We start from the raw sequence: 26,623 nt of genomic DNA on the forward strand, positions 1-26,623 counted from the left end.
GAGCCCGGCACGTCCGCGTTTAGTCCTCTAAATGCGGACGTGCCGGGCTCGCCTAAGCGTTCAGGTATCGCACTTGAGACGGCTTGGCGCGGTCGATGCCATCCCGGCCCGACAGGTGTTCCGGGACGCCGACCTCCCACCAGGCACCTGCCTCGGTCCACGACTTCGGCTGAGTCCGGACCACGACTACCGCGGGTCGTTTCTCCGCGACGGCCGCCTCGCGTGCCTTGGCGTAGGCCGCTCGCACATCGTCCAAAGAGGACGCGGTGAACACCGCGCACCCCAGTGACTCCGCGTGCCGGGCGAAGTCGACCCGCGGCGGTGAGGCGTGTGCTGTCCGGCAGTCGGCCAGGAAGTTGTTGAACGCGTTGCCGCCTTGGCCTTCCTGCAGGCGGGCGATGACCGCGAAGCCGTCGTTGTCGCAGACCACCGCCACGAACGGATGCCCGGCGAAAGCGGCCGAGAACAGTTCCGAGTTCAGCATCAGGTACGAGCCGTCGCCGAGCATCGTGGTGACCAGGCCGCCGGTATGCGCCATCGCCGCGCCCCAGGCGCCCGCGAGTTCGTACCCCATGCAGGAGAACCCGTACTCGACGTCCATGCTCACCGAGCCCGACCCGCGCCAGCCGCCGATCAGCTCGCCGGGCATCCCGCCGGACGCCGTCATCACGTAGTCCTGCGGCTCCGAAAGATCGTTGACCGCGCCGACGACCTGGGCATACGTCGGTACGGCATCGGAGACCGCGCGCAGCGAGTCGATATGCGCGTCCCACCGGCCGCGTTCCGCCGCCGCCCGCTCTGTCCACAAAGGATCGACGCGCCGGCTTTCCAGTTGGCCCGCCAGATCCGCGAGGCCCGCGTCGGCATCGCCCACGACGGCGAGAGCGCCGTGCTTGACCGCGTCGAACCGTGCCGCGTTCAGGGTGATCAGCCGGACCTCGGGCGAGAACACCGTCCACGACGCCGTGGTGAAGTCCTGCAACCGGGTCCCGACGGCCAGGACGACGTCGGCCTCGGCCGCCAGCACGTTCGCGGACGCCGAGCCCGTGACGCCCAGCGGGCCCGCGTGCAGCGGGTGGCCGTGGGGGACCAGTGTGCGCCCGGCCGTCGTTTCGGTGACCGGGATGCCGTGGCGTTCGGCGAAAGCCAGTGCCCGTTCCCCGGCGCCGGAGTATCGGACACCGCCGCCGAGTACCAGCAACGGTTTGCGCGCCGCCCGCAACGCGGCCGCCGCCTCGGTGAGCGACCGCCGGTCGGGCCTGGGGCGCAGCAGGCGATGGGTCACCGGCTCGAACAGTGCCTCCGGGAAGTCGTAGGTCTCCACCTGGACGTCCTGCGGGAGCGCGAGCGTCACCGGCCCGGCGTCCGCCGGATCCGTCAGCACCCTGGCGACCTGCGGCAGCGTCGAGAGCAACTGCTCGGGCCGGGTGATCCGGTCGAAGTACCGGCTGACCGCGCGGAAGGCGTCGTTGACCGTGGCGGTCGGGTCGCCGAAGTGCTCCACCTGTTGCAGCACCGGATCGGGCGCGCGGCTGGTGAAGGTGTCGCCGGGGAGCAGCAGCACCGGTAGCCGGTTGGCGTGCGCGACCCCGGCGGCGGTGACCATGTTCAGCGCGCCCGGCCCGATCGACGACGTCACCACGCCGACCTGCCGACGGTGCGTCGCCTTGGCGTAGCCGACCGCCGCGAGAGCCATGCCTTGCTCTGTCTGCCCTCGCCACGAGGGAAGTTCGTCGCGATGCTCCTCCAGCGCGGTGCCGAGGCCGAGCACGTTGCCGTGCCCGAAGATCGCGAACACGCCGGGGAACAGCGGGACTTCGCGCCCGTCCAGGGTTTCCGACCGCTGTGCGAGCAGCCAGCGCACCAGCGCCTGTGCCGTGGTCAGCTTCATGACACCCGTCCTTCGTGGCTCGTGACCGGGCAGCGCGGGTCGAGTTCCTGGTCGCTCCAGGTCTCCCGGACCCAGCCGTGCGCGGGGTCGTCGCAGAAGGCCATCGACCGCTCGTCGGCGGGCCCGGCCAGGACGTTCAGGTAGTACATCGGATACCCGGGCGCCGCGACGCACGGCCCGTGATATCCGCGCGGGATCAGGAAGACGTCACCGTCGCGGACCGCGACGTCCTCGTCCAGCTCGCCGTCCGAGGTGTACGTCCGATGTAGACCGAATCCCTCGCGTGAAGGCGTGATGCCATCCCGGCCGGCGACGCGGAAGTAGTAGATCTCCTCGTTGACGACCTCGCAGTCGGACGCCTCGTCGTGCTTGTGCGGCGGGTAGGACGACCAGTTGCCGCCCGGTGTGATCAGCTCGCAAGCGTTCAGCTTGTCGGCGTGGTCCCACACCCCGGGCACACCGAAGTTGGTGACCTGCCTCGTCGCCTGACCCGCACCGCGGACCTCCACCGGCACGTTCTCGGCCGGTCCGTAACGCGGTTCGAGACGCCGGGTACAGCGCGCCATCGGCAGCGCCAGTTCGATACCGTCCACTGTCGACAATTCGACTTCCGCGTCCCTGGGCACGTAGGCGAAGTCCGTGACCCGCGTGAACACGGAGTCGCGCCCGATGAGCTCGAAGACCTGCCCGTCCACCCGGACCGTGCAGGCGCCCGCCAACGGCAGGACGAACGCCTCGTACTCGCCGGTGCGCACGATCCGCTTCTCCCCGGCGTGCAGCGAGAGCACACGCAACCCGCTGTAGGTCCAGCCCGCCGAGTCCGGGGTGAGCCGGACCGGGTCCTGCTCGTCCGAAAGAGTCCCGAGTGGACGGTGAAGCTTGCTCACAACAACTCCTCGATCTCTTCGGCGGTGGGCATGGCGTCGGCACAGGCCAGCCGGGACGCGACGAGCGCGCCCGCCGCGTTGGCATAGGTGGCGATGCGCACCGGATCCCAGCCGGACAGCAGCCCGTGGATCAGCGCTCCGCCGAAGCCGTCGCCGGCACCGAGACCGCAGACGACGTCGACCCGCTGCGGCGGTACGGTCCAGCGTCCTTCGGGGGTGGCGACCAGGACGCCGTCGGCTCCCTTCTTGATCACCGCGAGTTCGACGCCGCGAGCCAGCATGCGCGAGGCGGCTTCGTCGGGATCCGCGGTCCCGACGGCGACCTCGGCCTCCGTCCGGTTGCCCACGGCGACCGTGACGTGGTCGAGCATCCAGCCGATCTCTTCGCGTGCCGAATCGGTGTCCGGCCAGAACATCGGCCGGAAGTCGAGGTCCAGCACGGTATGCGTCCGCCGTCCGCGCCGTTCCAGCATCTTGCGCTGGGTGCCGCGCGCGGGTTCGACGGACACCCCTGTCCCGGTGACCCACAGCAGCGGGACGGAGTCCACGAGGTCCCAGGGGACGTCGGCCTCGTTGAGGGTCAGATCCGGTGCGACCGGCGACCGGTAGAACAGCAGCGGCGGATCCGCGGGCGGGTTCAGTTCGCAGAACACCACGGGCGTCTGCAGGCCCGCCGACGTGCCGACATGGTCGGCCGAGACGCCGAACTCCCGCAGCGCTTGCCGCACGTAGTCGCCGAAGCCGTCCGGGCCGACCTTCGTCAGCACCGACGTCGAGCGGCCGAGCCGCGCGGCGGCGACCGCGACGTTGGTCGCGGTCCCGCCGAGCGATTTGGCGAAGGTGCTGACCCCGGCCAACGGCACGCCGCTCTGCTCGGGGTAGAGGTCCACCCCGACCCGGCCGACGGTCAGTGCTTCGAGAGCGGTCATGAAGGGGACTCCACCTGTCGCAACTCGTGTTCGAGGGCTTCCAGTTCCGCACCGCCCGCCATCTGCCGGGTCAGTTCGGACAGGTCGATCTCGGACTTCTCGTGGACGCCGAGCGGAGCGCCCCGCTTGAGCAGCAGGAACCGATCGGCCACCGGATACGCGTGATGCGGGTTGTGCGTGATCAGCACGACGCCGAGCCCGCGATCACGGGCCTGCGCGACGTACTTGAGTACGACGCCGGCCTGCTTCACGCCCAGTGCGGCCGTCGGCTCGTCGAGGATCAGCACCTTCGCACCGAAGTGCACCGCCCGCGCGATGGCGACGCATTGGCGTTCACCGCCGGACAGCGTGCCGACCGGCTGCTCGACGTCACGCAGGTCGATGCCCATGTCGGACAACGCCTTCTTGGTCGTCTCGCGGCCCTTCTTCCGGTCCAGCGCCCGGAACGGGCCGAAGCCGACCGTCGGTTCGGAGCCGAGGAAGAAGTTCCGCCAGACGCTCATCAGCGGGACGACGGCGAGGTCCTGGTACACCGTCGCGATACCGCGATCGAGCGCCTCACGGGGCGAGGTGAACTTGACCGGCTCACCCTCGACCAGGAACTCGCCCTTGTCGTGCTGGTGCACCCCGGCCAGGATCTTGATCAAAGTGGACTTCCCGGCGCCGTTGTCGCCGAGCACGCAGGTGACCTCGCCGGCGTTGACCACGGTGGACACGTCGCGCAGCGCGATCACGCTGCCGTAGGTCTTGCCGACGTCCTTGACTTCCAGAAGATGCGTCATCGCCGGACCCTTTCCGCGCGCCGCCGGAAGGCGTTGTTGACCAGGACCGCGGACAGCAGCATCACGCCGAGGAACAGCATGAACCAGTCGCTGTCCCAGCGGGCGAAAACGATGCCCTGCCTTGCCATACCGAAGATCAGCGCGCCGATCGCGGCGCCGATCGCCGAACCGAAGCCGCCGGTCAGCAGACAGCCGCCGATCACGGCCGCGATGATGTACTGGAACTCCAGCCCGATGCCCTGGTTCGCCTGGACGCTCGCGAACCGCAGGATGTTGATCGAGCCGACCAGCCACGCGGCGAGCGCGGTGGTCATGAACAGCATGATCTTGGTGCGGACCACCGGGACGCCGACCGCGCGCGAGCTGAGCGCGTTGCCGCCGACGGCGAAGATCCAGTTGCCGAACCGGGTGCGCACCAGCAGCCAGGCCGCCAGCATCGCGAAGCCGATCCACCAGACGATGGAGATCTGGAACGCCGTCCCGCCGATGTCCACTGTGGACGCGAACACGAAACCGGCCGACTCGTAGCCGTCGGTCGAGCGCATGCCGGAGACCTGCACGGTCCCGGTGACCAGCCGGGTGACGCCGAGGTTCAGGCCCTGGAGCGCGAGGAAGGTGCCCAGGGTGACGATGAAGCTGGGCAACCCGGTGCGCATCACCAGCCAGCCGTTGAACGCGCCGACCGCCAGCGCGAAGACCAGCGAGGCGAACAAGGCGAGCCACACGTTCCAGCCCGCCTGCGTCGCCAGCGTGGCGGTGACGAGCGCTGTCGACGCCGTCATGACACCGGCCGACAGGTCGAACTCGCCGCCGATCATCAGTATCGCCACGGCGACGGCCATGATGCCGAGCGTCGAGGCGTCGTCGAGCCAGGTCGCCACTCCGCTGCCGCTGAAGAACTGGTCGGTGACCAGGGTGAAGAATCCGAAGACGACGACCGCGCCCAGGAGCGCGCCGATCTCCGGCCGGACGACCAGCCTGTCGAGCAGCCGTGGTTTCGCGACCCGTTCGTCGAGGGTGGTGGTTGTCATCGCGTGCCCCTTTGCACGTACTGGCCGACGGTGTCCACAGTGGATTTGTCGACCAGGTCGGGTCCGGTGAGCACCGGCTTCCCGCCGCCGACGACGTTCGCGTTGTCCCGGTAGAGCTTGAGGAACTGCACCGGAAGATAACCCTGTTCGTACTGCTGCTGGTCGACCGCGAAGACCACGTCGCCGGACTTGATCGCGCCGACCACGTCGGTGTTGAGGTCGAAGGTGCCGACCTGCGCCTTCGAGCCGACGGCCTTGATCGCGCTCACGGCCCGCGCGGCGACCTGCGAGTTCAGCGTCAGGACGGCGTCCAGGGAGGAATCGGTCTGCACCGCGCCCCGGATGCGGGACTCGGCGTCGGTCGGGTTGCTGATGTCGACCTGCAGGGTCTGCACGTCGCCCGCGAACCCGGTCTTGGCGCCGTCGCAGCGCTGCGCCTGCCCGACGTTGCCCGCTTCGTGGACCACGCAGAGCAGCTTCTTCTTGCCGAGTTCCTTGAACTTCTTCCCGGCCTCCTCGCCGGCGATCGTCTCGTTCTGCCCGACGTGGGTGAGCGCGCCGTAGCCCGCGCTCTTGTCCTCACCGGAGTTGATGGTGATGACCGGGATGCCCGCGCGGACCGCGTTCTCGATCGAAGTCTTCAGCGCCTCCGGATTCGCCATCGACACCACCAGCCCGCCGACCTGCTGGGCGACCGCGTTGTCGACCAGTTTGGCCTGGTTGCCGGGATCCCCGTCGGAGTTGTACTCGACCTGGACGCCGAGTTGCCTGCCCGCCTCCTCGGCGCCGTTCTTGACCACGTTCCAGAACGCGTCGCCCGCGGTGCCGTGCGAGATGACCGCGACCCGCAGTGGCCCGCTGGGCTGTGTCGTCACCGGTCCGGTGGCCGCCGCCGGTTTCTCCTCGGCCTTCGGCCCGGTGCACGCGGACAGGAGCAAAAGCCCCGCCGCGGCCACCAAGACCCTCTTCAAGCGATGGGACATCGTCGTCTCTCCTCGCTTCTTCCGTTACCTGGCAGCCGGTAGCCGGCTGACGATTCCGTCGAGATGCGCCAGGCTCCCGGCCACATCCCGTTTCGGCAGATCCTCCGCGCTCCCTTCACCGAGCGCCGTGTCCTGTTCGAGCACGTACCACCCGTCATAACCAGCCTCGTGGACGAACCGGACCATCGCTTCGATGTCCACGTCCCCGTCACCCAACGGGACGTACAAACCTTTGCCTACCGCTTCGGCGTAGGGAAGCCTTCCCGCGCGTACGTCGTCCGCGAGTTCGCCGCGGACGTCCTTGAGGTGCAGGTGACCGATCCGCTCCGGGTAGCGCTTGGCGAGCGCGACCGGGTCGGTGCCGCCGATCAGCAGATGTCCGGTGTCCAGGCAGAGCGGGAGATCGGAGTCGGCGAGGAAGCGCTCGACCTCGTCCTCGGTCTCCACGTGCGTCCCGACGTGCGGGTGCAGCACGGTGCGAAGTCCGTGACGTGCGGCGATTTCCCTGATCCTGCTCGATGTTTCGATCAGCGTCGCCCATTCGGCGTCGCTCAGCTTCGGCCGGTCGTCGTAGCCGTCGAGCCCGGTCGCGGCGGCGAGGACGAGCATGTCGCCGCCGCAAGCGGCGAACAACGCGGCGGATTCCTCCGCCTCGGCCAGCGCGGCTTCCTGGTTCTCGTGCAGCACGGCGGCGAGGAAACCGCCGACCAGGTCCAGTTCGTATCCGCCGAGCAGTTCGCGCAGCTCCGCCGGATCGCGCGGCAGGTAACCGGGAGGGCCGAGTTCGGTCGCGCGCACCCCCAGCTCTGCCATTTCGCCCAGTACGGTCCCCGGGTCGAGCACACGGCCCCAGCCGGGCACTTCGCATACGCCCCAGGAGATCGGGGCGGCGGCGATTCGGATCCGGGCTGTCGGCACTGCCATCTCGGCGACCTCCGTGGGGAGCGGGTTAGAGCGCTCTATTGATTAGAGCGCTCTAATCTTGTAGCGTCCGTCACAGTAAAGTCAAGGGCAGGGGGAGGCTCGGAAAATGGCGCGACCGACGATGGAGGACGTCGCCGCGAAGGCGGGGGTGTCCCGCGCGCTCGTGTCGTTGGTGATGCGGAACGCGCCGAACGTCTCCGACGAACGGCGGACGCGGGTGCTGGACGCGGCGCGCGATCTGGGCTACGAGCCACACGCCATGGCCAGATCCCTGGCCAGCCGGACCTCCACGGTCCTGGGAGTGATGGTTTCCGATCTCCGTAACGCCTTCTTCGCCGATGTCGTCGAGGGTCTCGACGCGGCGGCGGAAGCGGCCGGTTTCCACTTGATCCTCAACACCGGTGGCCGCAGCCCCTCGCGTGAGCGAGCCGCGCTGAAGAGCCTGCTGTCGTTCCGGCCCGCCGGGGTGATCCTCCTGTCGCCGGTGCTTCAAGCCATGGCGATCGAGGAAGCGGCCGCGCAATGCCCGGTCGTCCTGGTTTCGCGCACTTCGCGTGTACCGGGGGTCGACACGGTGAACGATGACGGCGAGGCTGGTTCCGCGCTCGCCGTCGAGCATCTGGTTTCGTTGGGACACCGGCGGATCGCCCATCTGGACGGCGGGGTGGCGGCCGGCGCGGCCGCCCGGCGACGGGGCTATCAGCAGGCGATGCGGCGGCACCTGCTCCACCCGATCATCGTGCGCAGCGAGCACACCGATACCGCCGGGGAGAAGGCCGTGCACGAACTGCTCGGCGACTACACCCGGGACAGGTTGCCGACAGCTTTGTTGGCGGGTAACGACTTCAACGCCGTCGGCGCGATCTCCGCGCTGGAGGAAGCGGGCCTTCGGGTGCCCGAGGACGTCTCCGTGGTCGGCTACGACAACACGTCGTTGGCCGCGCTGCGTCATCTCTCACTGACCACTGTGGACCAGCCGCGCACCGAAATGGGGCGGCTGGCCGTCGAAGCACTGCTCGAACGGGTCCGGGGCGAACGCACCGAACCGGTCCGGCATCTGCTGCACCCGTCGCTGGTGGTCCGCTCGACCACCGCCGAGCTCGAGAAAGGGTTACCACGATGAGGTTGGGACTTGCCGGCACCGGCCGGATCGGCACTTCGCACGCCGAAACCTTGAAGAGCTTCGACGAGGTTTCGTCCGTGGTCGTCGCCGACGTCGACACCGGGCGGGCCCAGGCGGCCGCGGCGAAGCTCGGTGTCGAGGCGGTGACGGACCTTCCCGCGCTCTTCGCGTCCTCTTTGGACGGACTGGTGATCGCCGCGGCGACGGACGCGCATCCGGAGCTGATCCTCAAGGCCGTCGACGCGGGGATCCCGGTGTTCTGCGAGAAGCCGGTCGCCGCCGACATCCCGGGCACGCTCGCGGTGATCGACAAGATCTCCGGTTCGGACGTGCCGGTGCAGATCGGTTTCCAGCGCCGGTTCGACGCCGGTTACGCGGCCGCCCAGGCCGCGGTGGCGTCGGGCGGACTCGGCTGGCTGCACACCTTGCGGGCGACCACGCTGGACCCGGCGCCGCCGCCCGCGGAGTACGTCGCGCATTCCGGCGGCCTGTTCCGTGACTGCGGCGTGCATGATTTCGACGTCGTCCGGTTCGTCAGCGGCCGCGAAGTCGTCGAGGTCTACGCCGTCGGGGCGAACAAGGGCGAGCGGTTCTTCGTCGACGCCGGTGACGTCGACACCGCGGCCGCGACGCTCACGCTCGACGACGGCACGCTGGCCGTGGTCTCGCTGACCCGTTACAACGGTGCGGGCTACGACGTCCGGCTCGAAGTGCTCGGCTCGGCCGGGAACGTCGTGGTGGGCTTGGACGATCGTGCGCCGCTGACGTCGGTGGAGCCCGGGGTCCAGCCGCTGCCCGGTCCGGCGTATCCCGGTTTCATGGAACGGTTCCGCCCGGCGTATGTCAGCGAGTTGAAGGCGTTCCTGGAGGTCGCGGCCGGTCGCGCGCCGAGCCCGTGCGGCGTGGCCGACGCACTGGAAGCGTTCTACATCGCCGAAGCGTGCGAGGTCTCCCGCCGCGAACGCCGTCCCGTGCGGATCGACGAGGTACGCGTCTAGAGCCTCGTGAGTGGTAGGTCGCGTTTAGAACGTCACTTGCCGTTCACGACCACCTCGACCCAGCGCGGTCAGCCGGGAAGGCCTTGTTGCGAAAGCCACTTTCGCAACCTTCAACGTTGTGAAAGTGGCTTTCGCAACGCCGCCGCCCGTCACTTACGACCAGGCGAGTCACTCACGACATCAGAGCTTGTCGAGGATCAGCTTCGCGCGTTCTTCGACGAGCCGGTAGCCGGAGCGTTCGGCGAGTTCGAGGGCGAGCTCGCCGTGCGTCCGGGCCTCGTCGAGTTTCCCGAGTTCCAGCAGGGTTTCCGCGAGTCCGGTCCGCGCGGCGGCCTCGCACCAAAAGAAACTGGTCGTGCGCGCGATCGACAACGCGTGCCGCTGATGTTCGGCGGCCTCCTCGGGGAGGCCGAGCCGCAGGCAGACCTCGCCGAGACCGACGAGCGTCCAGGCTTCGGTGCCCCGGTCGCCGATCTTGCGGGTCAGTTCGACGGCTTCGAGCGCGTCCGTCCGGTTCTGCTCGCCGGGGTCGCGTCCGCTGTCGAGGACGGCCCGGCCGGACAACGCGGTGGCCTCGCCGTAGGTGTAGCCGAGTTCGCGGTTGGCGGCGAGCGCTCGGGTGTAGAAGTCGTAGGCCTCGTCGGGCAGGCCGAGGTCACGGTGCACGTTGCCGAGGTCGACCAGCAGGACCGCGACGCTGAACCGGGCGCCGTCCCGTTCGGCGACCGCGAGCGCGCGGGTGAAGTTGGCGAGCGCCTCGTCGAGCTGACCGGTCTGCCAGTACGGGAAACCGAGGTTCGCCAGCGCCATCGAGATCCCCGGCATGTTCAGTTCTTCGCACAGGCGCAGGGATTCGAGGCCGCAGCGGATCGCCTCCTGCGGATCGCCGAGGCGCTGGTGCACCGCGCTCAGGTTGTTGAGCACGGCGGCCCGGCCGGCTGGCCAGCCTTCGAGCAGGTCGCCGGCCAGGGCGCTGGTGAGGTGTTCGCGTGCCTCGTCGTAGCGGCCGCTGTTGACGCAGGCGAGCGCGATGCTCAAATGCATCGCCGCTCGCGCCTGCCCGGCGCCGCTGCGGCGGGCGGCCTTGAGCGCGGTCGACGCGGTGTCGATCCATTCCGCGTGATGCCCACGCTGGTGGAAGAAGGCGCGCAGCGCGTCCGCGAGATGCCAGGAGAACTCGGGCGGGCCGTGTTCGGCGCTGTGCTCGACGGCGGCCGCGAGGTTCGGCCACTCGGCGTCGAGCCAGGCCAGGGCCTCGTCGGTGTCGGCGAAGGGTTTGTCTTCCGGTTCTTCGCGTGGCAGCCGCAGGAAGTGCGGGATGAGGACGCGGCCCGCGGCGTCGGCGGTGGTCAGGTAGCTCTCGAAGAGCCGCCGTTCCGCGCTGTCCCGTTCGGACTTCGCGTCCTCGGAGAGCGTGCGGCCCGCGGCGAAACTGCGGAGAAGGTCGTGGAAGCGGTAGCGGCCGGGCGTGTAGCGCTCGACGAGGTGAGCCGCCGCGAGCGCCTTGAGCTGTTGGTTCGCCCGGGTCGTACCGGTCAGGGCCTGGGCGGCGGACGCGGTGAAGGTCTGCCCTGGCACGAGTGCGAGCCTGCGGAACAGCAGCCGGTGTTCCTCGGGCAGTGCCCGGTAGGAGACGCCGAACGCGGTGGTCACGGCGCTTTCCTCGGCACCGTCGACGGTCAGTTCGGCGAGCGGGTCGCCGCCCGCCAGTTCGCGCGCGAGTTCGGCGATCTCGGGTTCGTCGCTCGCGCCCAGGTTCGCCGCCGCGATCCGCAGGGCGAGCGGCAGATGTCCGCACAACCGGGCGAGTTCCGCGGCCGCGCTCGCCTCGGCCGCGACAGGCTCACTGCCGAGTACGGCTTCGAGCAGGTGCCGCGAGTCCTCGGCGGGCAGCACGGACAGCGGGAGAGCGCGGGCGCCGGTGCGGGCGATGAGGTCGCCGAGCCGCTGCCGGCTGGTGACCAGGGCGGTGCCCGACGGCGGCAGCAACGGCATCACCTGGCCGGTGTCGCGCACGTTGTCCAGGACGAGAAGGACGCGCTTGTCGGCGAGGAGAGAACGTAGGAGCGCGGCCCGCGTGTCGGTGTCCGGCGGGACGGCCTTCGGCGCGGTGCCGAGGGCTTGCAGCAGCTGGGTGAGCGCGACCGCCGGGGTGAGCGGCTCGTGGTCGGGATCGAATCCCCGCAGATCGAGATAGAGCTGCCCGTCCGGGAACGCGTCGCGCACGCGGTGGGCCCAGCGCACGGCGAGCGCCGTCTTGCCCACGCCCGCGGTCCCGCTGATCACCCAGATGTCCGTGCCGTCGCCCGTCGAGCGGGTCGCCTCGTCGAGCCGCTCCAGTTCGGTCGCGCGTCCGGCGAACCCGCGCACGTCATGGGGGAGTTGCGCCGGGCGGACCGGCTCGGGCTTCGCGGCCGGGTTCGTTTCGGTCGCCGGGTCGAGGGAAGGGTCCTCGGCGAGGATGGCGGCTTCGAGTCTGCGCAGCTCCGGCGAGGGATCGAGACCGAGTTCGGTGCCGAGCCTGTCCCTCAGCGCGCGGAACGCCTCGAGGGCGTCGTCGGTGCGGCCTTCGCGGTGCAACGCGAGCATGAGCTGACCGACGAACCGTTGGCGCAGCGGATGAGCGGCGACCAGTTCGGTCAGCTCCGCGAGGACCTGGCGTCCGCGTCCGAGCCGCAACCGGGCCTCGGCGCGATCTTCGAGCGCCGTCCACCGGGCCTCGTTCATCCCGCCGCGCAGGCGCTGCGCGACCTCGCCGCTCACGACGTCGGACAACGCCTCACCACGCCACAACCCGAGCGCCTCGTCGAGGAGGTCCACGGCGCGCTCGTCGTCGGCCTCGCGGGCTTGGGCCGTCAGCTCGGTGAAGCGGTGCGAGTCCACCTGAGAGGGATCGACCTTGAGTAGGTAGCGGGTCCCCTCGGAGACGATCTCCGGTCCGTTCGCGGTGCGGAACACCGCACGTAACCTGGAGATCAGCGCTTGAACGGTGTTACGGGCGCTCGCCGGCGGTTCCTCGGGCCAGAGCAGGTCGATGATCCGGTCGCGGGGCACCGGCCGTCCCGCCTCCAGCAGCAGAACCGCCAGGACGAGCCGCTGTTTGGGCGATCCGAGATCGACCGGGCCATCATCGGCCCACGCCTCGACGGCGCCGAGGACGCGGAACTCCACCCGGCCACCTCCGCCCACCGTCGTCGAAGGCTGCAAGCGTAGTGCAAGCGCCCTGCATCCGGGCGCCGTGATCCTTTGTCAGGTGTCCACCGAGGACCCGTCGCCGGAACCGTGCCCAACCAACAAGACGGGCAGGACCCCCCATTCGGTTCCGGTACGACGGTGGACACCTCTTACTCGCACAGGCGCCGCCCTCCTGACCGGGCGGTGGGGTTGGGGGTAGCGCCAGCTCGACGTGTTTCACCGTGTCGTCGATCTGGCGCTCTTCTTGACTGGGGCTGGGGTTTCACGCACAGAACGCAAGTAGGCGACTACTTGCGTTTTGTGCTGTCTTGACAACGGCACCCACCATCCTCCACCCTTTCACTACTTGATTAGTGAAAGGGTGTTGCCAGTGGTCACCTTCCATCTGGACAAGGGTTCGGGTGTCGCCACCTACGTCCAGCTCGTCCAGCAGGTCAAACACGCCCTTCGTCTGGGGTTGCTGGAACCGGGAGACCGGTTGCCGACGGCGAAGGAGGTGGTCGCCGAGCTGGCGATCAATCCGAACACCGTCCTGAAGGCATATCGCGAGCTCGAGCGCGAAGGGCTCGTCGAGGGGAAGCCGGGTCTCGGCACCTTCGTGAAGAAGACGCTCGGAGGCGCTTCGTTCGCGGAGCACACAAGGTTGCGGAAGAGCCTGGGGGTCTGGGTCCGCGACGCACGGGAATCGGGGCTGGACCAGGAAGACGCCGAGGCACTGTTCGCCTCCGTGGTGGTCGATGCCTTTCGAGGGGAGCGGACAGCGTGACTGAGAAACCCGTCATCGAGGCGACCGGCCTCGGCAAGCGTTATCGCCGCAAATGGGCGCTGCGCGACTGTTCCCTGGCGGTCCCGCGAGGACGCGTCGTCGCGCTGGTCGGGCCGAACGGCGCGGGCAAGACGACCTTCCTGCACCTGGCCGTCGGGCTGCTCGACGCGACCCTCGGCTCGGTCTCGATCCAGGGAACCTCCGCGTTCCTGGCGCAGGACAAGCCGCTGTACTCCGGGTTCAGCATCGCCGAGATGCTGAAATTCGGCAGGCGCCTCAACCCCGGCTGGGACGACGAGTTCGCGCTCAAGCGCATCGATTCGCTGCGGCTTCCCCTGAAGCACAAGGTGGGCAAGCTCTCCGGCGGACAGCGGGCGCAGGTCGCGCTCACCCTCGCGCTGGCGAAACGCCCGGACCTCCTGGTGCTCGACGAGCCGCTCGCCAACCTCGATCCGCTGGCCCGGCACGAGGTCATGCGCGGGCTGATGGAGGCCGTCGCGGAAACCGGCATGACCGTCCTGCTCTCCTCGCACGTCGTGTCCGATCTGGAGAACACCTGCGACTGGCTGATCGTCCTCAACGGCGGCCGGGTCCAGGTCAGCGGCGACATCGACGAGCTCGTCGCCGGGCATCGGATCCTGTCCGGACCCGCGGAGGAGGCCGACGCGCTGGCCGGCCGGGTCACGGTCGTGGACGAGGCGCGGGCCGGCCGGCAGGCGACCGTCTTCGCCCGCACGGAGCCGGTCCCGCTGAGTCCACAGTGGACCGAGCGGCCGGCGAACCTGGAGGAGCTGGTGCTGGCCTACCTCCGGCGGCCCGAGTCGGCGACCCTGCCGCGTCCGACACTGGCCTCGGCGTAAGGGGGAACGATGTTCTGGCTCACCTACCGTCAGCACCGCATGCAGCTGCTGATCACGGCGGCCCTGCTCGTCGTGGTCGGGATCCTGTTGCTGGTCAACGGGAACGCCGCGGCGAGCAGTGCGGACCCGGCGAAGCTCTTCAAGGATCTGTACCAGTTCCTCTCCTGGTTGCAGGTCGTCCCGATCGCGATCGGTGTCTTCTGGGGCGCGCCGCTGCTCGCCGCCGAATACGAACGAGGCACCACGAAACTCGCCTGGACCCAGTCGGTCTCGCGATTCCGGTGGCTCGGCGTGAAACTGGGGTTCCTCGCCGTCCTGGCCACCGCGGCGGGGCTCGCGTTCGGTGCGATGACGCAGCGCTGGCTGGAGGTCTTCCCCGCCGACCGCGGTGACACGACCTTCACCAGCCGCTTCGACAACCCGGTCCTGTTCGCGATGACCGGCGTCGCACCCGGTGCGTGGTGGCTCTTCGGTTTCGTCCTCGGTACGGCCGCGGGCGCGTTCGTCCGCCGGACGCTCCCGGCGATCGCCGTCACCATCGCGGTGACCGTCGGCCTCATGATCGGCGTGTCCAATTTCCGCGACCTCTACGCGGAACCCCGGCTCGTCGCCCTGGGCACGGAGCCCGGCGGCCGGGTCCTCGAAATGGTCCGGGACGCCACCGGTGAGATCACCGCGCTCAAGGTCCTGCCGCAGGACTGGTACTGGCGCTTCCAATGGACGGAAGCCGCGATCCTGACCGGGGCCGCGCTCCTGCTCGCCGTCGCCGCCACCTTCGCCATCCGGCGACGCTCTTAGAAAGGGACAAGCTCCTTGCTCTGGCTCACCTGGCGTCAGCACCGCGCGCAGTTGCTCGTCACCCTCGGATTCCTGGCCGTACTCGGCGTCGTACTGCTCGTGTCCGGGCAGCTCGCCCTCGGCGCCGCGAACGGCGAGATCTCCAGCTATTGCCGCGGGGGCGGAGTGCCCTGCCGCGAGTACGACGCGGGACTGGAGGATCTTTACCAGCGGGTCTACCCGCTGATCGTGATCCTGCCGTTCGTCCCGCTGCTTGCGGGCACCTTCTGGGGTGCGCCGCTGCTCGCCAGGGAATACGAGCGCAATACCTACCAGCTCGCCTGGACGCAGTCGGTGAGCCGGGGTCGCTGGCTGGGCGTCAAATTCGGCGTACTCGCCCTCTGCGCGGCGCTGGCCGGGCTCGTTTCGGGGCAGATGTTCGGCAAGTGGCTGGAGCTCTTCCCCGGCCGGGCGGAGACGCTCTCGGAGACCTCGTACTTCGGCGCCGTCGGCATCGCCCCGGCGGCGTGGTGGCTGTTCGCCTTCGCGCTCGGCACGGCGGCAGGGGTGCTGGCGCGCAAGACCTTGCCCGCCATCGCGATCACCGTCGCGGTGTTCGTCGCGGCCTCGATCGCCCTGCTGGTCCTACGGCCGCAGTACGCCGATCCGGTCCGCACGATCGGCGCGGATTCCTCCGCGAAGGACGGTCTGATCCTGGAGGCGGGCAGGATCGCCCCGGACGGGCGCGAGGTCGGACTGCTGGACGAGGTGCCCGGATGTCCGCTGGGGCGGGGGATGAACGAATGCGTCGAGGCGGCGGGATATCGGGACTTCACCGTCTACCAGCCGGTGAGCCGGTTCTGGCGCTTCCAATGGACCGAGGCGGGCATCCTGCTCGCCGCGACCGCGGTGCTCGGGGGAATCGCGGTAAGGGGAACGGTCCGCCGCCGTCGCTGAGACGGCGGCGGACCGGGGATCCGCTCGGAGAACTCAGTCGAGCTGCAGTTCGGGCCGGTAGATGTCGAACCAGTGGTAGAGGTCCAGCATCCGGTCGATCCCGGATCGCTGGGCCGACGACATCGTGACCGGGTCCACTTCGGACACACGGTGCACCCAGTCGCGGTCCACCAGGGTGAACACCGGGTTGTCCCGTTCGGTCAGGGCCTCCTTGGCCTGCTGCTGCAACGCCGCCGCGTAGCCCGGGTCCTGTGTGGACGGATACGGGCTCTTGACCCGGTCGCGCACCGAAGCGGGCAGGACGTGCTTGGTCGCGTGCCGCAGCAGGCTCTTTTCCCTGTTGTCGAACGTCTTCAGCGACCACGGGGTGTTGTAGACGTACTCGACGAGCCGGTGGTCGCAGAACGGCACCCGGACTTCGAGCCCGACGGCCATCGACGCCCGGTCCTTGCGGTCCAGCAGCATCCGCACGAACCGGGTCAGGTGCAGGTTGCAGACCGTCCGCATCTTCCGGTCCTGTTCGCTCTCGCCGTCGAGGTGCTCGACCTGGGCGACGGCGGCGCTGTACTGATCGGCGATGTAGCCGGGCAGGTCCAGGTTCCGCCGGACGTCCTCACGCAGCAGGGTGGCCCGCTCGCTGGTCAGTCCCATGCGGAACGCCAGCCAGGGGAACGTCCCGGAGTCGACCGCGTCCTCGTCGTGGAACCAGCGGTATCCGCCGAACACCTCGTCGGCCGATTCGCCGGAGAGCGCCACCGTCGATTCCTGGCGGATCGCCTTGAACAACAGGTAGAGCGACGTGTCCATGTCGCCGAGCCCGGCCGGGATGTCCCGTGCGGTCAGCACCGCGCGGCGCACCGCCGGGTCGCTCAGCTCGGCCGGGTTGAGCACGACGTCCTTGTGCGCGGAGCCGACGAGATCGGCGACGTCGCGGATGTACGGCGAGTCCGGGGTGTCCCGCACCTCGTCCGGTTTGAAGTTGTCCTCCTGGCCGAGGAAATCGACCGAGAACGTCCGCAGCTGTTCGCCCTGTTCGGCCAGTCGCGCCGCGGCGAGACCGGTGACGGCGCTCGAATCGAGGCCGCCGGAAAGCAGGACACAGCGGGGCACGTCGGCGATCAGCTGACGGTCGACGATGTCGGTCATCAGCTCGCGGACCTTGCCGACCGTGGTCTCCTGGTCGTCCGTATGCGGTTTCGCGTCGAGCTTCCAGTAGGTCCGCGTGCGGATCCCGGACCGGTCCACGGTGACGATCGTGCCCGGCCCGACCTCGTGCATGCCCTTCCACAGCGACCAGCCGGGGGTCTTGGTCATGGCCATCAGCTCGCGCAGGCCGTCGCTGTCGATCACCTTGCGCGCCGCGGGGTTCGCGAGGATCGCCTTCGGCTCGGAGCCGAAGAGCACGCCGTCCGGTGTCGGGTAGTAGTAGAACGGCTTGATCCCCATACGGTCGCGGATCATCACGAGCTTCTCGTCGCGCTCGTCCCAGATCGCGAAGGCGTACATCCCGTTGAGGTGGTCGACGACCTCGTCGCCCCACTCCAGGTACCCGTGCAGCACGACTTCGGTGTCGCTGTCGGTCTCGAATTTGTGGCCACGTCGGGAAAGTTCCGCGCGTAGCTCGGTGAAGTTGTACGCCTCACCGCTGTAGACCATCGCCGCCAGCCCGGTTTCGGCCATCGGCTGCCTGCCGCCCGGCAGGTCGATGATCGCGAGACGGCGGTGGCCCAGCGCCACGTTGGGCCGGACCCAGGTGCCCGAGTCGTCGGGGCCGCGGCAGGCCATGGTGGCGGTCATCGCGTCGATGACCTCCCGGCGCTGCGTCAGGTCCGTGCCGAAGGAGACCCACCCTGCGATTCCGCACATCGCCAACCTCCTATTGCTTAGCACATACAACTATTTGTAACACCGGTGTAACACGGTTCGGCCGGCTTGTCTGCCCGAATTGCACGCTCCGTCCGCAGTGCGTCACTGTCTGTGGGACAGGTCACCGCGCGTCAAGAACGCGTAAATGCACTCGATCGGGGCATCAAGACGTCGTCAGGCGACGGCCGGATGCGGTTCGACCAGGCGCACTGTTGCGGAGTCCTGGTCACCGATGGGGTGACCTGTCCTGAGAGGTGCCTAGTGGCCGACTTGCTCTACGCCGTGCTCCTGATCGGCGTATTCGTGGTTCTCGCCCTGACCCTTCGCGGTCTGGAGAAGCTGTGACCGGCACGGGAGCCGTGGCCAACGTCGTCGGCGGACTGCTGGCGCTGGGGCTGATCGTCTATTTGTTCATCGCACTGGTCAGGCCGGAGAAATTCTGATGTCAGACGTCGCGGCCGGCCTCTTGCAGGCCGGCCTCCTCCTCGTCGCGCTCGCCGCGGTCTACAAACCGCTCGGTGACTACATGGCGCGCGTCTTCTCGGTGTCCTCTGCCGAGAAGCACACCAAGGCCGAACGCGGCCTGTACCGCCTGTTCCGGGTGAACCCCGGATCGGAACAGCACTGGAAGACCTACGCGTCCGCCGTGATCGGCTTCTCGTTCGTCTCCGTCGTCTTCCTGTACCTGCTTCAGCGGCTCCAAGCGATCCTGCCGTGGAGCCTCGGCAAGGAACCGGTCTCACCGGCGGTCGCCTTCAACACCGCCGTCAGCTTCGTGACCAACACGAACTGGCAGTCCTACAGCCCCGAAGCGACCATGGGTCACTTCGTGCAGATGGCCGGGCTGACGGTGCAGAACTTCCTGTCCGCGGCCGTGGGTCTTTCGGTCGCCGTCGCGGTCGTGCGCGGGTTCGTCCGCGCGAAGACCGACCGCCTCGGCAACTTCTGGGTGGACCTGACCCGCGGCACGATCCGGATCCTGCTGCCGATCGCGTTCGTGGCCGCGATCCTGCTGATCGCGCTCGGCGTCGTCCAGAGCCTCAAGAGCGGCGTCGACGTCCTCAACCCGGACGGGAGCACCAGCAAGATCGCGCTCGCGCCCGCCGCGAGCCAGGAGGCCATCAAGGAACTCGGCACCAACGGCGGTGGCATCTTCAACGCCAACTCCGCCCACCCGTTCGAGAACCCCAACGCGTGGACGAACCTGATCGAGATCTTCCTGATCCTGGTCATCCCGGTGTCGCTCACCCGGACCTTCGGCAAGCTCGTCGGAAACACCAAGCAGGGTTACGTCCTGCTCTCGGTGATGGCCGGGCTCTTCACCGCCATGCTCGCGGTGACCTGGCTGTCCGAAGCCCACGCGAGCGGTCCGGCGTCGCTGGCCGCCGGGGCGAACCTGGAGGGCAAGGAACAGCGCTTCGGCATCGGCCTCAGTTCGCTGTTCGCCAACGCCACCACCGGCACGTCGACAGGCGCGGTCAACGGCGCGCACGACAGCTACAGCGGACTCGGCGGCGGTGGCGCGCTGCTCAACATGCTCCTGGGCGAGATCTCGCCGGGCGGGGTGGGCACCGGTCTCTACGGCATCCTCGTGATGGCCGTGATCGCGATGTTCCTCGCCGGGCTGATGGTCGGCCGCACGCCGGAGTACCTGGGCAAGAAGCTCGGCAAACGCGAGGTCACCTGCGCGGCCGTCGCCATGCTCGCGATGCCGACCGTGGTGCTGCTCGGCTCGGGTATCGCGCTGATGATGACCGACACCCCGGCCGCCATGACGAACTCGGGCGCGCACGGCCTTTCCGAGGTCCTTTACGCCTACGCGTCGGCCGGCAACAACAACGGCAGCGCGTTCGGCGGGCTGACCGTGACGAACGACTGGTTCCAGTCCTCGTTGTCGGTGGCCATGCTGCTCGGCCGGTACATCCCGATCCTCGCCGTGCTGTGCCTCGCCGGATCCCTTGCCTCGCAACGGAAGGTTCCGGAGACCGCCGGCACGCTGCCCACCACCGGACCGCTCTTCGGCACGATGCTCGCGGGCACGATCGTGCTCGTCGCGGCCCTCACCTTCATCCCGGCGCTCGCGCTCGGGCCCATAGCAGAGGCACTCGCATGACCGTGACACAGGAACGAACTCCCGAGGAGACTTCTCAGCACCACGTGGAGAACACCGGACGGGTCGGTGCCGGGATCTTCAGTCCCCGGCAGCTGCTGACCTCGCTCCCGGAGGCGCTGCGCAAGCTGAACCCCAAGCACCAGCTGGCCAATCCGGTCATGTTCGTGGTGTGGATCGGCTCGGCGCTGACGACGGTCTTCGCCGTCACCGACCCGAGCGTGTTCACCATCCTCATCACGATCTGGCTGTGGTTCACCGTCCTGTTCGCGAACCTCGCCGAGGCCGTCGCGGAAGGCCGGGGCAAGGCGCAGGCGGAAACCCTGCGCCGCAGCAAGAAGGAGACCATCGCGCGCCGCCTCACCGAGGACGGCGACGAGGAGAACGTGCCGGGCGCGGACCTGCGCGTCGGTGACCTCGTGGTCGTCGAGGCCGGGCAGGTCATCCCGGGCGACGGCGACGTCGTCGAGGGCATCGCGACCGTCGACGAATCGGCCATCACCGGCGAATCGGCCCCGGTCATCCGCGAATCCGGCGGCGACCGGTGCGCGGTCACCGGCGGCACGACGGTGCTCTCGGACCGCATCGTCGTGAAGATCACCACCAAACCCGGTGAGTCCTTTGTGGACCGCATGATCGCCTTGGTGGAGGGCGCTTCCCGGCAGAAGACGCCGAACGAGATCGCGTTGACGATCCTGCTCTCGACGTTGACGATCATCTTCCTGCTCGCCGTCGTGGCGCTGCAGCCGATGGCGGGCTACTCCGGCAGCCAGCAGTCCGTGATCGTGCTGACCGCGCTGCTGGTCTGCCTGATCCCGACGACGATCGGCGCGCTCCTGTCCGCGATCGGCATCGCGGGCATGGACCGGCTGGTGCAGCGCAACGTGCTCGCGACGAGCGGCCGCGCGGTGGAGGCCGCCGGCGACGTCTCGACGCTGCTGCTGGACAAGACCGGCACGATCACCTTCGGCAACCGCAAGGCCACCGAGCTGATCCCGGTCGGCGGGTCCACCGCGGCGGACATCGCCAAGGCGGCGCGGCTGTCCAGCCTCGCCGACGGCACTCCGGAAGGCCGCAGCATCGTCGAACTCGTCGCCCGCGAGCACGGTCTCGCGGAAACGGCGTCTGACGACGAGAAGCTCGCGGACTTCGTCGAGTTCACCGCGCAGACGCGGATGAGCGGCATCGACATCGGCGCCCGGCAGGTCCGCAAGGGCGCCACCACCGCGGTGCGCGAGTGGGTCCGCGAACGCGGCGGCGACATGCCGGACGAGACCGAACGGGTCGTCGACGAGATCAGCCAGCAGGGCGGGACCCCGCTCGTCGTCGCTGAGTACGACGGCGCGAAAGCGTTCGTGCGCGGCGTGATCCGGCTGTCCGATGTGGTCAAACCCGGGATGAAGGAGCGGTTCGTCCAGCTCCGCGCGATGGGCATCAAAACCGTCATGATCACCGGGGACAACCCGCTGACGGCCAAGGCCATCGCGCAGGACGCGGGTGTCGACGACTACCTCGCCGAGGCCAAACCCGAAGACAAGATGGCGCTGATCAAGAAGGAGCAGGAGGGCGGGCGGCTGGTCGCGATGACCGGCGACGGCACCAACGACGCCCCCGCGCTGGCGCAGTCCGACGTCGGCGTCGCGATGAACACCGGGACCTCCGCCGCCAAGGAGGCGGGGAACATGGTGGACCTCGACTCCGACCCGACGAAACTGATCGAGATCGTGGAGATCGGCAAGCAGCTGCTGATCACCCGCGGCGCGCTGACCACCTTCAGTGTCGCCAACGACCTCGCGAAGTACTTCGCCATCCTGCCCGCGATGTTCACCGGCATCTTCGCCCAGCTCGGCGCGCTCAACGTCATGCAGCTGGCCACGCCGAAGTCGGCGATCCTCTCGGCGGTCATCTTCAACGCGCTGATCATCGTCGGGCTGATCCCGCTCGCCCTGCGCGGCGTCCGGTACAAGCCCTCCTCGGCTTCGGCGCTGCTGCGCCGGAACCTGCTGATCTACGGCCTCGGCGGCATCGTCAGCCCGTTCCTCGGGATCTGGCTGATCGACCTCGTGGTCCGTCTCATTCCTGGAATCGGGTGATCCCATGAACGCACTGTTGAAGCAGACCCTCGCCGGGCTGCGTGTCCTGCTCGTCTTCACGGTCCTGCTGGGAGTCGTCTACCCGTTGGGTGTGTGGGCGGTGTCCCGGATCCCCGGCCTGGAGTCCAACGCCGAGGGCTCGATCATCACCCAGAACGGGCAGGCCGTCGGCTCGTCCCTGATCGGGGTCGACCCGGTCGCGGCCGACCCGGCCAAGGACCCGTGGTTCCACAACCGTCCGTCCGCGGGGTCGAAGGACGCGCTCGGCCCCGGCGACCCGTCGTCGTCCGGCCCGTCGAACAAGGGCCCGTACAACGAGGATCTGGTCGCGGCCATCGGCGAGCGCAAGAAGCTCATCGCCGCCCGGGAAGGCGTCCAGGAGTCGCAGGTGCCCGCCGACGCGGTGACGGCGTCGGGATCGGGGATGGATCCGGCGATCAGCGTCGCCTACGCCGATCTCCAGATCACGCGTGTGGCCAGGAACACCGGCCTCTCCGAGGAGAAGGTCCGGCAGCTCGTGGCGGAGAACACGAGCGGCGCCGGGATCGGTGTGCCGGGCGTCAATGTGCTGAAGGTCAACTTGGCCGTGCGCGACGCGGCCGGAGGAGCACACTGACACTCGTGGACGAGAACACGACCAAGCCGCGCCGGGGCGAGCTGAGGATCTACCTCGGCGCGGCCCCCGGCGTCGGGAAGACCTTCGCGATGCTCGGTGAGGCGCGCCGTCGTCTCGACCGGGGCACCGACGTGGTCGTCGGCCTGGTCGAGACGCACGGGCGCAAGAAGACGGCGGAGCTCGTCGAAGGCCTCGAGACCGTTCCTCGCCGCCGGTCCGAGCACCGGGACCGCGAGTTCGAGGAGATGGACCTCGACGGGCTGCTCGCCCGCGCGCCCGAGGTCGCCGTCGTCGACGAACTCGCGCACACCAACGTGCCGGGTTCGCGCAACGAGAAGCGCTGGCAGGACATCGACGAACTGCTCGCCGCCGGGATCGACGTCCTCTCCACGGTCAACGTGCAGCATCTGCAGAGCCTCAACGACGTCGTCGAGCGGATCACCGGCGTCGTCCAGCAGGAGACGGTGCCCGACGAGGTCGTGCGGCGGGCCGAGCAGCTGGAGCTCGTCGACATCACGCCGGAAGCGCTGCGGCGGCGCCTGGCGCACGGCAACGTCTACCCGGCCGAGCGGATCGACGCGGCGCTGGGCAACTACTTCCGGCCCGGCAACCTCACCGCGCTGCGGGAGCTCGCGTTGCTGTGGGTCGCCGACCAGGTCGACGTCGCCCTGCAGCGGTACCGGGCCGAGCAGAAGATCACCGACACGTGGGAAGCACGCGAACGGGTGGTCGTGTCGATCACCGGCGGGCCGGAGAGCGAGACGCTGATCCGGCGGGCGAGCCGGATCGCGAATCGCGCGGGCGCCGAACTGCAGGTGCTGCACATCCTGCGCGGCGACGGGCTGGCCGGGATGGGGCCGACGGCGGTCGGCAAGTACCGGAAGCTGACCGAAGAGGTCGGCGCGACCTTCCACACCGTGGTCGGCGACGACGTCCCGACGGCGCTGCTCGACTTCGCGCGCGGGGTGAACGCGACGCAGCTGGTCGTGGGCACATCGCGGCGTTCCCGGGTGGCGCGGCTCTTCGACGAGGGCATCGGCGCGGCCGTCGTCCAGCGGTCCGGCCCGATCGACGTCCACATGGTCACGCACGCCCAGGCGGGCGGACGGCTGCGCGCCCGGTTCACCCGGAGCCCGTTGACACCGTCGCGGCGACTGGCCGGCTGGACGCTCTCGCTGGTGCTGCCGGCGCTGGCGACACTGCTCGGGGTACTGCTGCGGGATCAGCTGGACTTCTCCACCGACGTGGTCGACTACGTGCTCGCGACGGTGCTGGTCGCGCTGGTGGGCGGGCTCGGGCCCGCGCTGCTGGCGGCGGTGCTCTCGGCCGGGCTGCTGAACTTCTTCTTCACGCCACCGCTCTACAACCTGACCGTCCACGAACCGCGCAACGTGATCACGCTGGTCGCGATGGTGCTGGTGGCCGTCCTCGTCGCGGCGGTCGTCGACACCGCCGCACGGCGCGCCACGCAGGCCGCGCGGGCGCGGACGGAGGCGGCGCTGCTCGCGTCGTACGCGCGGACCGTGCTCACCCACACCAACCCGATCGAGCGGCTGCTGGAGAAGGTCCGCGAGAACTTCGGGATGACCGCGGTGACCCTGCTGGAGAAGCGGGACGGCAAGTGGAAGCGCGTGGCGAACGCGGGCTCGGACCCCTGTGCCGATCCGGATCAGGCCGACGCCGACATCGCGGTCACCGCCGACGTCCATCTCACGCTGCGCGGCCGTGCGCTGCCCGCCTCGGACCGGCGGGTGCTGGAAGCGGTCGCCGGGCAGGCACTGCTGGCCCTGCGGCAGCAGCGGACGGCGAAGGCGGCCGTCCGCGCCGAGCGCAAGGCCGAGGCGACCGAACTGCGGACGGCGCTGCTTTCCGCCGTGGGACACGATCTCCGCACGCCCCTGACGTCCATCAAGGCGTCCATCGGCAGCCTGCGCGCGACCGACATCTCACTGTCCGAAGAGGACACGGACGAACTACTGGAGGCGATCGAGGAATCGGCCGACCGGCTCGCCGGGCTGATCGACAACCTCCTCGACTCCTCGCGGCTGGCGACCGGCGCCGTCCGCCCGCATCTGCGGCCGGTCGGCTACGACGAGGTCGTCTCGCATGCGCTGTCCAATGTGGACAACTCGGATTCGGTCGTGGTCGCGATCGACTCCCGGCTGCCGTCGGTCTGCGCGGATCCCGGTCTGCTGGAACGGGTCGTGGCGAACGTCGTCGACAACGCGCTTCGGCACGGCGTCTCCGGCGAGGCCGTCTCGGCGCGCGCGAGCACCCACTCGGACCATGTCGAACTGCGCATCGTCGACCACGGGCGCGGCCTCAAGAAGGGCACCGCGGACTCGGCTTTCGCGCCGTTCCAACGGCTCGGGGGAGACCGGGACAGCGTGCCCGGTGTGGGACTGGGGCTTTCGGTCGCCAAGGGGTTCACCGAGGCGATGGGCGGGCGGATCCGGGCGGAGGACACGCCCGGCGGCGGGCTCACCGTCGTCATCTCGCTGCCCGCCTATGTTGGTCAGGATCCCGAAAAGAACCTCCTCGCGATCGACGACGAGGATCTGGAAAACGAAGAGGGGGAGCGAGTGCGATGAGCGCTGAAACCGCCTCGGCGACCGTTCTGGTCGTCGACGACGAGCCGCAGATCGTGCGAGCCCTGCGGATCAACCTGTCCGCCCGCGGCTACAAGGTGATCACCGCCCACGACGGGACGGCCGCGCTGAAGGCCGTCGCCGAGACCAAACCCGACGTCGTCGTCCTCGATCTCGGCCTGCCCGACCTCGACGGCACCGAGGTGATCGCCGGACTCCGCGGCTGGACGACCGTGCCGATCATCGTGCTGTCCGCGCGCGGCGACTCGGCCGACAAGGTGCAGGCCCTCGACGCCGGCGCCGACGACTACGTCACCAAACCCTTCGGCATGGACGAACTCCTCGCCCGCCTGCGCGCCGCGGTCCGCCGTTCAGTGTCGTCCACTGTGGACGGTGTGGACGCGGTGGTGGACACGGGATCCTTCTGTATCGACCTCGCGGCCAAGAAGGTGCGCCGGGACGGCAAGGAAGTGCACCTCACCAAAACCGAATGGGGCGTACTGGAACTGCTGGTGCGCAACCGCGGCCGTCTGGTGGCGCAGAAGCAACTCCTGCACGAGGTGTGGGGGCCGACGTACGAGACCGAGTCGCACTACCTGCGGGTGTATCTGGCGCAGCTACGGCGGAAACTCGAACCGGAACCCTCGCGGCCGCGGCACCTGCTGACGGAACCGGGAATGGGCTACCGCTTCGAAATGTGAGCCAGCCGGGCAGCCGGTCCTCGGGGTGCAGGTGTTGCGAAAGCCACTTTCGCAACCTTCAACGTTGCGAAAGTGGCTTTCGCAACACCTCTGTGGGGCCGTACCCAAGGGGTGGGGCTTACTGAGGGGTGCTCACGCTCGTGTCGGTGCCGGAGGTGCTGGACCGGCCCGCAGTCGACTCCGGAGCGCCACTGGAGCTGGAGCCGCCGCCCGGAGGGCTCGACGGGGGATCGGACGGGTCCGACGAGGGTGTCGTCGTCGGAGGCGGCGTGCTCGTGTTGGGTGTCGTCGGCTTGGTCGTCGGAGGCTTGGGCGTGGTCGGCGGCAGCACGGTGTGCGGCGGGTCGCCGGGGCCCGGGTTCGGGGGTACCACCGGAGGCGGCGTGACGACGCTCGTCGTCTCCTTGCCGTCCGGTCCGACCGAGGTGACCGTGGTCGGCGGTGCGGTGGAGCTGGAGGGCGCGCCCGGGATCGGTGAGCCGCTGACGGTCATCGGGCCGCCGGGGACGGCGTTGCCCGGGACCAGCTGGACGCCGGCGCGGTCGT

Annotated in this window: 23 protein-coding genes; 14 read left to right on the forward strand and 9 right to left on the reverse strand. The window is 69.2% G+C overall.

All coding sequences use genetic code 11. The features are described from left to right. Positions 1-52 precede the first annotated feature (52 nt). The 7 genes from iolD to H5J31_RS28320 are packed head-to-tail and all read right to left on the reverse strand — an operon-like array spanning position 53 to position 7,427. Positions 53-1,891, reverse strand: a complete 1,839-nt coding sequence (iolD, locus tag H5J31_RS28290) for a 3D-(3,5/4)-trihydroxycyclohexane-1,2-dione acylhydrolase (decyclizing) (RefSeq protein WP_181775698.1) — start codon at positions 1,889-1,891, stop codon at positions 53-55. Next, on the reverse strand, positions 1,888-2,778 hold the full coding sequence (gene iolB, locus H5J31_RS28295; protein WP_181775699.1) for a 5-deoxy-glucuronate isomerase: 891 nt from the start codon (positions 2,776-2,778) through the stop codon (positions 1,888-1,890). The genes iolD and iolB overlap by 4 nt, the downstream gene beginning before the upstream one ends. Continuing rightward, on the reverse strand, positions 2,775-3,707 hold the full coding sequence (iolC, locus tag H5J31_RS28300; RefSeq protein ID WP_181775700.1) for a 5-dehydro-2-deoxygluconokinase: 933 nt from the start codon (positions 3,705-3,707) through the stop codon (positions 2,775-2,777). Before iolC ends, iolB begins: the two co-directional genes overlap by 4 nt. Next, positions 3,704-4,489, reverse strand: a complete 786-nt coding sequence (locus H5J31_RS28305) for an ATP-binding cassette domain-containing protein (protein WP_181775701.1) — start codon at positions 4,487-4,489, stop codon at positions 3,704-3,706. The genes iolC and H5J31_RS28305 overlap by 4 nt, the downstream gene beginning before the upstream one ends. Continuing rightward, positions 4,486-5,520, reverse strand: a complete 1,035-nt coding sequence (locus tag H5J31_RS28310; protein WP_181775702.1) for an ABC transporter permease — start codon at positions 5,518-5,520, stop codon at positions 4,486-4,488. Before H5J31_RS28310 ends, H5J31_RS28305 begins: the two co-directional genes overlap by 4 nt. After that, entirely contained in the window at positions 5,517-6,503 is a 987-nt protein-coding gene (locus H5J31_RS28315; RefSeq protein WP_181775703.1) for a substrate-binding domain-containing protein, read from the reverse strand. The genes H5J31_RS28310 and H5J31_RS28315 overlap by 4 nt, the downstream gene beginning before the upstream one ends. Positions 6,504-6,527: 24 nt before the next feature. Then, the gene (locus H5J31_RS28320; protein WP_181775704.1) at positions 6,528-7,427 is read right to left on the reverse strand and encodes a sugar phosphate isomerase/epimerase family protein; all 900 of its coding nucleotides are present in this window, start codon (positions 7,425-7,427) and stop codon (positions 6,528-6,530) included. Between the two features lie 106 nt (positions 7,428-7,533). Between H5J31_RS28320 and H5J31_RS28325 the strand changes: the two genes are divergently transcribed. Both H5J31_RS28325 and H5J31_RS28330 read left to right on the forward strand, forming a co-directional pair. After that, positions 7,534-8,550: a LacI family DNA-binding transcriptional regulator gene (locus tag H5J31_RS28325; protein WP_181775705.1), complete on the forward strand. Its 1,017-nt coding sequence runs from the start codon at positions 7,534-7,536 to the stop codon at positions 8,548-8,550. Next, positions 8,547-9,548 carry a Gfo/Idh/MocA family protein gene (locus H5J31_RS28330; RefSeq protein WP_181775706.1) on the forward strand — a complete coding sequence of 334 codons (1,002 nt, stop codon included), beginning with the start codon at positions 8,547-8,549 and terminating at the stop codon, positions 9,546-9,548. Before H5J31_RS28325 ends, H5J31_RS28330 begins: the two co-directional genes overlap by 4 nt. 180 nt (positions 9,549-9,728) lie before the next feature. Here H5J31_RS28330 and H5J31_RS28335 read toward each other — a convergent pair whose 3' ends face one another. Next, positions 9,729-12,719, reverse strand: coding sequence for an AfsR/SARP family transcriptional regulator (locus H5J31_RS28335; RefSeq protein WP_181775707.1), 2,991 nt, complete (start codon positions 12,717-12,719; stop codon positions 9,729-9,731). A gap of 394 nt (positions 12,720-13,113) precedes the next feature. Here H5J31_RS28335 and H5J31_RS28340 point away from each other — a divergent pair, with 394 nt between their 5' ends. The 4 genes from H5J31_RS28340 to H5J31_RS28355 are packed head-to-tail and all read left to right on the forward strand — an operon-like array spanning position 13,114 to position 16,103. After that, a complete protein-coding gene (locus H5J31_RS28340; protein ID WP_181775708.1) occupies positions 13,114-13,509 on the forward strand; it encodes a GntR family transcriptional regulator in 396 nt (131 codons plus the stop codon). Then, on the forward strand, positions 13,506-14,369 hold the full coding sequence (locus tag H5J31_RS28345) for an ABC transporter ATP-binding protein (RefSeq protein WP_181775709.1): 864 nt from the start codon (positions 13,506-13,508) through the stop codon (positions 14,367-14,369). Before H5J31_RS28340 ends, H5J31_RS28345 begins: the two co-directional genes overlap by 4 nt. A gap of 9 nt (positions 14,370-14,378) precedes the next feature. After that, on the forward strand, positions 14,379-15,167 hold the full coding sequence (locus H5J31_RS28350) for an ABC transporter permease (RefSeq protein ID WP_181775710.1): 789 nt from the start codon (positions 14,379-14,381) through the stop codon (positions 15,165-15,167). Between the two features lie 15 nt (positions 15,168-15,182). Continuing rightward, positions 15,183-16,103, forward strand: coding sequence for an ABC transporter permease (locus tag H5J31_RS28355; protein WP_181775711.1), 921 nt, complete (start codon positions 15,183-15,185; stop codon positions 16,101-16,103). Positions 16,104-16,136: 33 nt separating this feature from the next. Here the strand turns inward: H5J31_RS28355 and asnB are convergent, their stop codons facing one another. Beyond that, positions 16,137-17,969: an asparagine synthase (glutamine-hydrolyzing) gene (asnB, locus tag H5J31_RS28360; protein ID WP_181775712.1), complete on the reverse strand. Its 1,833-nt coding sequence runs from the start codon at positions 17,967-17,969 to the stop codon at positions 16,137-16,139. Positions 17,970-18,158: 189 nt separating this feature from the next. On the opposite strand from asnB, the gene H5J31_RS39635 reads away from it, so the two are divergent. The 8 genes from H5J31_RS39635 to H5J31_RS28395 form a co-directional block, all read left to right on the forward strand. Then, positions 18,159-18,314, forward strand: a complete 156-nt coding sequence (locus H5J31_RS39635; RefSeq protein WP_207898924.1) for a hypothetical protein — start codon at positions 18,159-18,161, stop codon at positions 18,312-18,314. Continuing rightward, positions 18,311-18,412, forward strand: coding sequence for a K(+)-transporting ATPase subunit F (kdpF, locus tag H5J31_RS39955; protein WP_007031325.1), 102 nt, complete (start codon positions 18,311-18,313; stop codon positions 18,410-18,412). The genes H5J31_RS39635 and kdpF overlap by 4 nt, the downstream gene beginning before the upstream one ends. Continuing rightward, positions 18,412-20,082, forward strand: a complete 1,671-nt coding sequence (gene kdpA / locus H5J31_RS28370; protein ID WP_181775713.1) for a potassium-transporting ATPase subunit KdpA — start codon at positions 18,412-18,414, stop codon at positions 20,080-20,082. Before kdpF ends, kdpA begins: the two co-directional genes overlap by 1 nt. After that, positions 20,079-22,172 carry a potassium-transporting ATPase subunit KdpB gene (gene kdpB / locus H5J31_RS28375; RefSeq protein ID WP_181775714.1) on the forward strand — a complete coding sequence of 698 codons (2,094 nt, stop codon included), beginning with the start codon at positions 20,079-20,081 and terminating at the stop codon, positions 22,170-22,172. The genes kdpA and kdpB overlap by 4 nt, the downstream gene beginning before the upstream one ends. Before the next feature lie 4 nt (positions 22,173-22,176). After that, complete coding sequence (locus H5J31_RS28380; protein ID WP_181775715.1) at positions 22,177-22,788, forward strand: potassium-transporting ATPase subunit C; 612 nt, start codon at positions 22,177-22,179, stop codon at positions 22,786-22,788. Between the two features lie 5 nt (positions 22,789-22,793). After that, positions 22,794-25,379, forward strand: a complete 2,586-nt coding sequence (locus tag H5J31_RS28385) for a DUF4118 domain-containing protein (protein WP_181775716.1) — start codon at positions 22,794-22,796, stop codon at positions 25,377-25,379. Continuing rightward, positions 25,376-26,077 (forward strand): response regulator, encoded by a 702-nt coding sequence (locus H5J31_RS28390; protein WP_181775717.1) that lies wholly within the window; start codon positions 25,376-25,378, stop codon positions 26,075-26,077. Before H5J31_RS28385 ends, H5J31_RS28390 begins: the two co-directional genes overlap by 4 nt. A 146-nt stretch (positions 26,078-26,223) precedes the next feature. Beyond that, positions 26,224-26,623, forward strand: a 400-nt coding sequence (locus H5J31_RS28395) for a hypothetical protein (protein ID WP_328701639.1), incomplete at its 3' end; no start/stop codon positions are given.

The organism is Amycolatopsis pittospori (assembly GCF_013870525.1).
Lineage (GTDB): Bacteria > Actinomycetota > Actinomycetes > Mycobacteriales > Pseudonocardiaceae > Amycolatopsis > Amycolatopsis pittospori.

Excerpts from the sequence above, each read along its gene's own strand:
- H5J31_RS28325 (WP_181775705.1), top strand. The coding sequence starts at position 7,534 with ATGGCGCGACCGACGATGGAGGACGTCGCCGCGAAGGCGGGGGTGTCC.
- H5J31_RS28320 (WP_181775704.1), bottom strand. The coding sequence starts at position 7,427 with ATGGCAGTGCCGACAGCCCGGATCCGAATCGCCGCCGCCCCGATCTCC.
- H5J31_RS28350 (WP_181775710.1), top strand. The coding sequence starts at position 14,379 with ATGTTCTGGCTCACCTACCGTCAGCACCGCATGCAGCTGCTGATCACG.
- iolC (WP_181775700.1), bottom strand. The coding sequence starts at position 3,707 with ATGACCGCTCTCGAAGCACTGACCGTCGGCCGGGTCGGGGTGGACCTC.
- H5J31_RS39635 (WP_207898924.1), top strand. The coding sequence starts at position 18,159 with ATGCGGTTCGACCAGGCGCACTGTTGCGGAGTCCTGGTCACCGATGGG.
- H5J31_RS28390 (WP_181775717.1), top strand. The coding sequence starts at position 25,376 with ATGAGCGCTGAAACCGCCTCGGCGACCGTTCTGGTCGTCGACGACGAG.
- kdpA (WP_181775713.1), top strand. The coding sequence starts at position 18,412 with ATGTCAGACGTCGCGGCCGGCCTCTTGCAGGCCGGCCTCCTCCTCGTC.
- iolD (WP_181775698.1), bottom strand. The coding sequence starts at position 1,891 with ATGAAGCTGACCACGGCACAGGCGCTGGTGCGCTGGCTGCTCGCACAG.
- H5J31_RS28330 (WP_181775706.1), top strand. The coding sequence starts at position 8,547 with ATGAGGTTGGGACTTGCCGGCACCGGCCGGATCGGCACTTCGCACGCC.
- kdpB (WP_181775714.1), top strand. The coding sequence starts at position 20,079 with ATGACCGTGACACAGGAACGAACTCCCGAGGAGACTTCTCAGCACCAC.
- H5J31_RS28380 (WP_181775715.1), top strand. The coding sequence starts at position 22,177 with ATGAACGCACTGTTGAAGCAGACCCTCGCCGGGCTGCGTGTCCTGCTC.
- H5J31_RS28310 (WP_181775702.1), bottom strand. The coding sequence starts at position 5,520 with ATGACAACCACCACCCTCGACGAACGGGTCGCGAAACCACGGCTGCTC.
- H5J31_RS28315 (WP_181775703.1), bottom strand. The coding sequence starts at position 6,503 with ATGTCCCATCGCTTGAAGAGGGTCTTGGTGGCCGCGGCGGGGCTTTTG.
- asnB (WP_181775712.1), bottom strand. The coding sequence starts at position 17,969 with ATGTGCGGAATCGCAGGGTGGGTCTCCTTCGGCACGGACCTGACGCAG.
- H5J31_RS28305 (WP_181775701.1), bottom strand. The coding sequence starts at position 4,489 with ATGACGCATCTTCTGGAAGTCAAGGACGTCGGCAAGACCTACGGCAGC.